Source organism: Paenibacillus sp. LHD-38, from assembly GCF_031157315.1.
Classification (GTDB): Bacteria; Bacillota; Bacilli; order Paenibacillales; family Paenibacillaceae; genus Pristimantibacillus.
The window spans coordinates 1-9033 of record NZ_JAVIFU010000095.1; the positions used below are offsets into that span (position 1 = coordinate 1).

Annotated in this window: 6 protein-coding genes and 3 tRNA genes; 6 read left to right on the plus strand and 3 right to left on the minus strand. The window is 45.9% G+C overall.

Annotated features, from left to right (window positions below; genetic code table 11):
- The first annotated feature begins 219 nt into the window (after positions 1-219).
- From RCO25_RS33790 to RCO25_RS33800, 3 genes are all read left to right on the plus strand, one after another.
- Positions 220-295, plus strand: a tRNA-Val gene (locus tag RCO25_RS33790).
- Positions 296-301: 6 nt separating this feature from the next.
- Positions 302-377, plus strand: a tRNA-Lys gene (locus RCO25_RS33795).
- A gap of 15 nt (positions 378-392) precedes the next feature.
- A tRNA-Leu gene (locus tag RCO25_RS33800) sits at positions 393-475 on the plus strand.
- A gap of 391 nt (positions 476-866) precedes the next feature.
- Here RCO25_RS33800 and RCO25_RS33805 read toward each other — a convergent pair.
- Complete coding sequence (locus RCO25_RS33805) at positions 867-2627, minus strand: sensor histidine kinase (RefSeq protein ID WP_309000435.1); 1761 nt, start codon at positions 2625-2627, stop codon at positions 867-869.
- Positions 2624-4186: a helix-turn-helix domain-containing protein gene (locus RCO25_RS33810; RefSeq protein ID WP_309000436.1), complete on the minus strand. Its 1563-nt coding sequence runs from the start codon at positions 4184-4186 to the stop codon at positions 2624-2626. Before RCO25_RS33810 ends, RCO25_RS33805 begins: the two co-directional genes overlap by 4 nt.
- A gap of 176 nt (positions 4187-4362) precedes the next feature.
- Between RCO25_RS33810 and RCO25_RS33815 the strand changes: the two genes are divergently transcribed.
- The 3 genes from RCO25_RS33815 (at position 4363) to RCO25_RS33825 (ending at position 7540) form a co-directional block, all read left to right on the plus strand.
- Positions 4363-5721, plus strand: coding sequence for an ABC transporter substrate-binding protein (locus tag RCO25_RS33815; protein WP_309000437.1), 1359 nt, complete (start codon positions 4363-4365; stop codon positions 5719-5721).
- 89 nt (positions 5722-5810) lie between these two features.
- Positions 5811-6725, plus strand: a complete 915-nt coding sequence (locus RCO25_RS33820; RefSeq protein ID WP_309000438.1) for a carbohydrate ABC transporter permease — start codon at positions 5811-5813, stop codon at positions 6723-6725.
- Positions 6722-7540 (plus strand): carbohydrate ABC transporter permease, encoded by an 819-nt coding sequence (locus RCO25_RS33825; RefSeq protein ID WP_309000439.1) that lies wholly within the window; start codon positions 6722-6724, stop codon positions 7538-7540. Before RCO25_RS33820 ends, RCO25_RS33825 begins: the two co-directional genes overlap by 4 nt.
- 63 nt (positions 7541-7603) lie before the next feature.
- Here the strand turns inward: RCO25_RS33825 and RCO25_RS33830 are convergent, their stop codons facing one another.
- Positions 7604-8374, minus strand: a complete 771-nt coding sequence (locus RCO25_RS33830) for a MerR family transcriptional regulator (RefSeq protein WP_309000440.1) — start codon at positions 8372-8374, stop codon at positions 7604-7606.
- Positions 8375-9033 lie beyond the last annotated feature (659 nt).

The following is a 9033-nucleotide window of genomic DNA, read 5'->3' on the forward strand; positions in this document are numbered from 1 at the left end:
CTGACGAATACTAATCGGTCGAGGGCTTATCCTAAACACGTTTGAGAAGCAAACTTACATCGTAAGCATACGCTTAAGTTTGCCCCGGACCCATACATCCGGCAGACAACAGCTAAAAAGGTTTCAGCAAACCTAACTTTCGTATCCAGTTTTCAGGGCGCAAATGCTTCACATGTGCTTAGAAACAACCCCACAGCCTGTGGGTTTTATTGTTTTCGCGGAGGCTTAGCTCAGCTGGGAGAGCATCTGCCTTACAAGCAGAGGGTCGGCGGTTCGATCCCGTCAGCCTCCACCATGATAAGAGTCATTAGCTCAGTTGGTAGAGCACCTGACTTTTAATCAGGGTGTCGTAGGTTCGAATCCTACATGACTCACCATTTTTTATCTCATATGCGCGTATGGCGGAATTGGCAGACGCACCAGACTTAGGATCTGGCGGGCAACCGTGGGGGTTCAAGTCCCTCTACGCGCACCATACTTACAACGATCAAAGCCTTGCTATGCAAGGCTTTTTTTTGTGCGTCTACAAGTCAAAACACGAGGTGGAGACCGATTATTTTCGCTATCTTGATGTTTCGGAATCCATGGCATGTCCTTACTATTGGCCTAGGCATTGCTGCGGCTGGACTCGTTAAGCTCTAAGCGCAAACCGCATTTGAGTTATCGCATGAGAGCGACAATCTCGCTATTCTGCATTAATATTTTACAAGTATCTGGAATTTCTTTTAAAGCCGTCATTCGCGTCGGACGAAGAATGGGCGATTCGCGGCCAAGAAGGATTGGTCGTAAGATTCGAGTGAAATGAAGGACGGTCTTGAGGGCATGTATGCCTTGCAAGGACAGTCCTTTTTCGTATGAAGGAGTGATTAGGAATGCGGGAGGAGCTTCGGAAGCTCTACCGTAACGGTTGTACCTTGATCGAGAATGCTTTCTATGCGCATGGAAGCCTGACCCCCGAATAAATGCTCCACTCTCTTCCGGGTATGCGATAGGCCAATATGGCGAAGGCCGGAGTTTTTCATCTGATGTTCTTTATCCCAAATGGTCGGAAGCTGCTGCGCTTCAATGCCAATTCCGTCATCTTCAATGCATAGAACAAGCGCGGTGGTAGAGACCGATGCTGATATGCGCAGCGTACCAGGGATATCTTTTGGGCAAATGCCGTGAAATATCGCATTCTCTACAAATGGCTGCAAGAGATTGCGGGGAACTAAACAATCATAGGCTTGCTCCTCGATATGCCATTCCACTTCGAACATATCGATGTAGCGAAACGATTGAATGGCGATGTAATCACGAAGTAAATCAAGCTCTTCACGCAAGGGAATAAGAGACTGGACGCCGTCCATTTTGACTGCATCCTGAAGCAGCCGGATAAAGGAAGCGACCATACGGACAATATCGTCATTTCCTTGCTTCTGGGCCATGTAAATGACAGCATTCAACGTGTTGTATACAAAGTGCGGATTTAATTTGGAGAGAATCAGCTCCAGCTCCAGCTCCCTTTTATCTTTTTCATGGCGAATGGATTCTTCCAAATGGATCTGGAGCTGGTTGGTCATGCGATTGAAGCCTTGACCCAGCTTCTCCAACTCATCTCCCGTTTTAATATGGACGGATGTATGCAGCTTACCGCTTGATACGGCATTCATCGCATGGTATAGGCGCATAATCGGTCTTGTGATACGGAAGATAGCGGGCATCATAAGAAGAAGAATTAAAGTCGTGCTGGTGAGCGAGAACACGCCAAGCAGATAGATGATGATTTTTCCGCGTTCCATCAAAGATGCTTGCGAAATGAAGGTGATCAGCTTCCAATTAATGCTCTCAAACCGATCGACCAGCATATACCCTCCATGAACGGGTGAGATACCGTCACGCTGATGCTCAGATGCGGCTTGTATGAGCGAAGGGGTAAGAGAAATGCCGGAAGACGGACTATCCTTCTCGTACAATAGATAACCCGCATCATTCATCCATAGAAACCCTTCAAAGTCAGCGCTGCCAAAATCAAGCAACGATTCAAAGCTGCTGTAATCGAGGTTTAGAATCAGCTCGCCGATCGTACGCCCAGGCTGCTCAATGTCTTTTACGGTGACGATAAAGCTAATAATTTTACCTTGCTCCACCGTATTGCTGGTTAGAATCATTTCATGCGGCTCAGTAAAGGCATGCTGCTGCCCGGACTTGACATGGTTCTGATACCAATCTTCTTTTAGCCGTTCGCTAAAATATTGATCATTTCGTGCCTCGCTCCAGAATACGCGGTGATCCGGCAGAAGAAGTGCAAAGCTGCTTACCTCCTTGCGCAGCCCTTTGTTCTCGTCGAGATAATCGAGTGTATCTTGAATGAGAGCAAATTGACCGAAGGTATCCAATTGGTCAAAAGTTTTATAAAAGGATTGCATTTGTTCAGAAATGATCAGCGAGAATGAAAATTTGGCAATATCGTCCGACATATATTCAAGCTGCCTGACTGTCTGGCTTAGCTTCGTTTCATCCTCATGAATCATCTGCTTCACTAAAATGGTTTTGTAATAATAAAAGGTAAATGCCGCAGACAGCAGGAAGCTGACAATAGCAACGATGATGATCCGTTGAAGGATGATGGACCGAAGGCTTTTCATAAGCTATAGCCTCCATGACGGAACTGATGAGGGAGCATGCCGGTCGTTTTTTTGAATACTTGACTGAAATGCTGCGGAGAACGATAACCAACCCGTGTGCATACCTCGGTCATTTTGGCATCTTCATGCCTTAGAATGTGTTTGGCTTGATTAATTCGAAGCTCTGTCAAATAATCGAGAAATGTACGCTCCAGCTCACGCTTAAACAACTGGTGAAGATAAGAGGGACTAATTCCCGTAGCTTGCGAAACCTCTTCGATAGCAATATCTTCATGAAAATGCTCTTGCATATATTTCAGCGCCCGCAGCAGCTTATTGGATAACCGATCTTGTGTATTCTTAGAAGTAAATAGCTTCCGAAACATAAGGATAAAGCTTTCCATGATATCATCGATGTGGTACAGCGGTATTTTATCATTTGACGCTAATGGATCGATTTCTAGCATGCCGATGGCAGCATAACGTTTATTTAAAAGCCCGCTAAGCGTATGAACGGTTTCGTATAAGCGCGGCAAATTCCAAAGCTGCTGGCCAAGAGAGTGAAATTGATTTTTGATAGCGCTTTCCAATTTGACAAGATCATTTAGGCCCATACCTTCGGTCAGCTTCTCCAGGTATTCATTTTGAGAAACAGATGTGTAGTTTTCGTTGCCAATCGGCAGCAGAGGGAGCTCATCTACACACAGCATCTTATCTTTTCCGCAGAAGACGGCATGACGGGCAGCAGCCTCGACTTTGCGGAAGGAATCCCGAAGACTGGAGGAATCATGGCTATGAAACGAATAATAAATAGACTTGCTCTGATTATTGTGCTGTTTTAGGTGAGTCTGAATGGATGCAACGAGATCTTTAAATGAATCGCGCTGGGTGCAGAGAGTTTTGTTCTTTTGAGAAAATAAGGCTGCGAATTGGTTTCGATTGAGAGCAAATTCTCCGACAAGCTGCCAAGACGTTGTATCGGCAAGCCTGCTTAAATCATCGAAGCTCCAATTGAGCGATGAATCCAGTCCTATTCTCTCGCTGCTAGAGGGAACGGCCGTGAAAGGAGTATCTCTCTGGACAAGCAGCATGCCGAATGGAGGGGCAGCCGGACTATCCTTTAATTGTGCTGGAAGTCCGGTACCGGTAATGACTTCCTTAAGCAGATCGGATCGCTGCATTCTTCTCTGTTTTTCGTCGGCGTCCCAGCTTTCTTTCGCTTTGAGCAGCTCGACAAGCAATTTATTCCTGTCAACCTCATGTTTGATGAGATAGCTGGATACGCTTCCGATAGATATGGCTTGTCTCGCATAGTCAAAATCCTCATAGGCGCTCATTACGATAAATTTTACTCCTAATTTTCGTTCGGAAACCGCTCGTATTAATGCCAGGCCATCCATGACGGGCATGCGGATATCGACAATCATGATATGAGGACAAATCTCCTCGCATAGACGCAAAGCGCTTCTGCCGTTTGTTGCGGTTGCCATAATTTCAAAGCCATATTCGCTCCAAGGCAGAAGGCTATTAATATGCTCCAAGGCAATGCGTTCGTCATCCACCAATATGATTTTGTTCATCCTAACCTCCGCTGGATTTAACGTATGATTGATTATAACGTATGGTAGGGTCCTCTAAGCAAGAGGGAACGTTGAATCACGACCAAAAGTGTAGGATTGCAATGTTTACGCTTACATTTATGGACGTGTATATTGAAAGCGTGGACATTATAAGTTGACAAGGGAGAGATTATTCGATGCTTATACGATTTTGGACCAAACGGATTAGTCTATTGATCACCATTACCATGCTCGTATGTTTGCTTGCGGCCTGCGGAGGAGGCAATGCCGTAAATAACCAGAAAGAGGGCGATACGAACAATAAAGAAGGTGCAGAAGCAGATAACGAAGGAACAGCTGCAATTAAAGGAAACGAAGATTACAAGGGGGAGTTCGTTTTATGGACTTGGGAGCCGGAGCATCCTACGGCGCTGGCTGCCTTTAATGAGAAATATCCAAATATCAAAGTCAAGCGAGTGAACGTAGCCGCAGAGGACATTTCGAAAAAGATGCAAACGACGATCGCTTCCGGCGGCGAATTACCGGATGTTGTAAGAATCGAACGCGGTCAGAAAGCAAAAATATTCGATATGGACATTCTTGAGAACCTAGAGGCTGCGCCGTATAATGCCGACAAATCCATTTTGTTTGATTATGATCTCCCAACCTTTTCCCAAGATGATCATTTGATCGCTATTCCAGATGATATGAGCGTAGCAGGTATTGCCTACATCAAATCGCTCGCTAAACAATATTTCGGAACAGATAATCCGGAGGAAATGGAAGCGATCTTCACGAACTGGGATGTGTTTATCGAGAAAGGGAAAGAGGTACTGCAGCAAAGCGGAGGCAAGGTTCAAATGTTTCCAAGCCTCGGCGATGTAAACCAGACGCTTAAAGGGCAGCGTGCCGAACCATATTTTGACGGCGATAAGCTGAATTTGCCTATGCTCAAAAGCACGGTGACGGATTTAGTTAAATTTCGGGATTCCGGCATTATTGATAAGCTGGATCAATGGACGCCAGCCTGGAATGCGACTTTTGGCGGTGAGAAATACATATTCGCGATGTCGCCCGTATGGATGCCGCAATATGTAATCGGACCAAACGATAAGAAGGATGATCGTTGGGCGTTGATGGTACCTCCTGGAGGCGGCTTTATCAGAGGCGGTTCCTCGCATGGTATTCCAAAAGGCGCTAAAAATGCGGAGTTGGCTTGGAAATGGATCGAATTTACCTCGATGTCACAGGAAGGCGCGGAAGCTCAAAAAACGGATGGCGTATTTACGCACTTCAAACAAGCCTATGAGAATGAGACATTTACCAACTGGTCATGGCGGAATTTCGGCACGCAGGATATCGGGCATAAGTTTTTTGTTGACATCTCAGCGACGACAAAGGACATGCCTGAGAATATCAATGATTTGGTATTGGACGAAGTGATGAATATCGTGCTTCAGACGCTCGTGAAAGATGAGGCATTCGGCGTAGAGCAAGCGATGGACCGCATTCAAAAAGAATTAAAAGCTAAGGCGCCGAGTATCGTCTGGGAGTAAGCGCGGCTATGCGGATAATGGCAAAAAATAAGGCGGCCCATCGGCCGCTTTTCCTTTCACAACGAGTCTAAAAGTCAGGAGTGTAAGCGATGGATGCCGTAAAAAGAAGATGGGTACCCTACTTTTTCCTCTCGCCGTACCTTTTGTTTTATTTGGCCTTTGGCCTTATTCCTATGATATTTTCACTGTATGTTAGCCTGACAAGCTGGAATGGAATCGGTGAGAAAACTTTTGTCGGTTTGGAAAACTACAAATTCCTGTTTAATCCCGATTCATATTTTTTCAAATCAGTCGGAAATACGCTGCTGTTTGTTCTGTTCACGCTTCCGCTTCAAATCCTATTCGGGCTTGTCATTGCATCGCTTCTCTACAGCCGCTGGGTAAAGTGGAAGGGCTTCTTTCAATTAATTAATTTTCTCCCTTATATCGTAACGCCCGTTGCGGTGGGACTGATGTTCAATCTTCTGTTTGATTGGCAGGCAGGCTTCATTAACAAAATTCTTCTTCATCTCGGTTTGATTGATGAAGGTATCTACTGGCTGGGAGATCCGCTGTATGCTCGGCTAGTTATCATTATCATGCTTTTTTGGAAAGGCTTTGGTTACACGATGATTTTCTACCTTGCCGGCCTTGCGAACATACCGAAGGATTTAAATGAAGCCGCACAGGTAGACGGGGCTAACGGATACCGGACATTTATGTCGATCACGCTGCCTTTGCTTAAGCCAGTCACCGCATTTATTGTCATTACAGGGATTATCGGAGGCTTTCAGCTGTTAGAAGAGCCGATGCTGCTGCTCGGGGGTTCCGGGATGGGCTCAAGTACGGCTGTCATCGGCGGTCCGGACAGATGCTGCTTAACGACGGTTTGGAATATGTATGATACGGCTTACGGCAGCATGACCAGGTATGGACTTGGAGCTGCTATTGCATACGGCTTATGCTTCATTATTGCGATCTTCTCGTTCATCGGCGCAAGATTTTATAGGGGGGAACAGGAATGAGCCAGACTGCTAGAACGACGCTCGCTACGACGGCGATTGCCCTTCTTTCCATATTCGCCTTGCTGCCCTTTTATATCATGATCATTATGGGAACGTACCAAAACGAAGACTTATTTACAAAAATCGTACTGGTGCCGGGCACCTACTTGCTTGAAAATTTAAAAACAGTGGCGGCCAGCCGATTCGATCTCGTTTACTGGAACAGTATCATCGTTTCACTGGTCAGTACGGTGCTTTCGGTTTTGGTCAGCGCATTTGCAGGCTTTGCTTTCGCAAAGCATGAGTTTAAGCATAAGAGCAAGATTTTTGCTGCGGTGCTGCTTACGATGATGATTCCCGGTCAGCTTGGATTGGTTGCTTACGTTATTGAGATGCGATATCTCAGCCTGTCAGGTACGCTGCTGCCGCTCATCCTGCCTTGGGTGGCCAATGCATTCGGGGTATATTGGATGACCCAGTTTATCAAAAGCGCAGTTCCGACCGAGGTGCTCGAGAGTGCACGAATAGACGGATGCTCGGATATCGGCGTATTTTTCCGGATTGTGGTAGCCTTTATTTATCCGGCGATTACGACGCTCTCGCTGCTTGTATTCTTATGGTCATGGAACAATTACCTGCTTCCGCTGATCATTGTCAATAAGCCGGAGCTGTACACGATCCCGCTCGGCATAACGGCGCTGGGGGATGCGTACCGCACAGATCTGGCCGCGCAAATATTAGGGCTCACGCTGGGGACGATTCCGGTGCTTATCTTATTTGCCATAGGCTCAAAAAGCTTCATCCGCGGGTTAACAGCAGGCTCGGTAAAAGGATAAGAGGCAGAGAAAAAAAAAAAGCAGCACATTCCCCTTATGAAGGAATGTGCTGCTTTGCTGTATCTACTCACTATTGTTCGTCCCCGTATAAATAAGAACCGCATCCCTTAAAAATACCGCTGCGCCAGGCTGATGCTTATCGTAGTACGCGGTGAACCTTTCGTCGTCCACATACATTTGGGCAATGCCTGCATGCGCTTCTTTGCTATAATGCCCCCAATAAAAGCTGAGCCATTGACGGTGCAGATCGGCCGCCTTCTGCGCCAATTCTCCTGCAGGATCGCCCGATGAGTAAGCTTCTACAAGCACGCTTATGATTTCGGCACCTAATTTCTCAATATCCGTATGCTGCTCCTGCGTCATGTTTTTGACGATCTGATTAGAGCGTTCCACTTGCTCGTCTCCGTATTTTTCTCTGATTTCCTTGCCGTACTTTTGCTCGTTCTCATCGAGCATCTGCTGTTTGAAGCCTTCGAATTTCTCTTTGTCCGTCATCGTTATTCTCCCTCCGTTTTGGGCTAATGTTTTGTCGACATTAGCGATTAATAGATCAAGCTGCTGCCGCTTCTCAAGCAGCTTCTGCCGATGCTCACGCAGCGCGTTCTTACCGTCAAAGGCGGGAGCTGTTACGATCCTTTTGATTTCCTCGAGGCCAACGCCAAGCTCTTTATAAAATAAAATTTGCTGCAGCCTGTCAACTTCCGCTTGCCCATAAATGCGATAGCCCGAGGAATTAATCCGTGCCGGCTTCAGCATCCCGATCTCATCGTAATAGCGCAGTGTTCTTGTGCTAATTCCAGCTAGCAGCCCCAGCTTCTGAATGGTGTATTCCATGTGCTCACCTCCTGACAAGATCATCGTACACCTTCACGCAGCGTGAAGGTCAACTGTTATTTTGTATTTATAAATGCTTAAAAAATTGCAATTTCTTCTGTGAAAACCGAGGTTTAGCAATTGGTGTCCAATGGCATTCTTGCCTTTTTGTAACGGCTCGACACTGGGAGCTGCTAAAGAAATGGAGGAGACCATTATTAATTATAATTATGAAATCGCTCGCTACCGTAGCAGATCCGGATACGAGATCATTGCAGCGGAAAGTTCGTATCGCGAAAGCTGCATAGCGCGAGAGTTACAGGAGGAAATAAGATTCACGGCCATCGTTGGACACTATGAATCGGCTTCTTCTTTTTCGTTAGCATGCATATGAAGAGTAGAGAAATGGATAACATGTGTTTTATACGATTAAATAACTTGTTAATGACGTTTAAAAGCGGTATTTAAGGGGATTTAGAAATTAAATGATTTAATTTTAAAAAAAGACTTGCAATGCTGGGCTGGTACATGGTATATTCTAATTCCGGCCGAGAGAAACACGCGGACGACAAGCAAAACAAGCGTCACAAACGAAAGAAAAGATTGCTCTTTGAAAACTGAACAACGAGTAATAACTGCCTCGCAAATCCTTCGGGATAAGCGAAAAAGCGATAAAAAGT

What these genes read in the sequence shown, in the direction of transcription:
- RCO25_RS33820 (WP_309000438.1), top strand. Translation starts at nt 5,811, where the DNA reads ATGGATGCCGTAAAAAGAAGATGGGTACCCTACTTTTTCCTCTCGCCG.
- RCO25_RS33810 (WP_309000436.1), bottom strand. Translation starts at nt 4,186, where the DNA reads ATGAACAAAATCATATTGGTGGATGACGAACGCATTGCCTTGGAGCAT.
- RCO25_RS33825 (WP_309000439.1), top strand. Translation starts at nt 6,722, where the DNA reads ATGAGCCAGACTGCTAGAACGACGCTCGCTACGACGGCGATTGCCCTT.
- RCO25_RS33830 (WP_309000440.1), bottom strand. Translation starts at nt 8,374, where the DNA reads ATGGAATACACCATTCAGAAGCTGGGGCTGCTAGCTGGAATTAGCACA.
- RCO25_RS33815 (WP_309000437.1), top strand. Translation starts at nt 4,363, where the DNA reads ATGCTTATACGATTTTGGACCAAACGGATTAGTCTATTGATCACCATT.
- RCO25_RS33805 (WP_309000435.1), bottom strand. Translation starts at nt 2,627, where the DNA reads ATGAAAAGCCTTCGGTCCATCATCCTTCAACGGATCATCATCGTTGCT.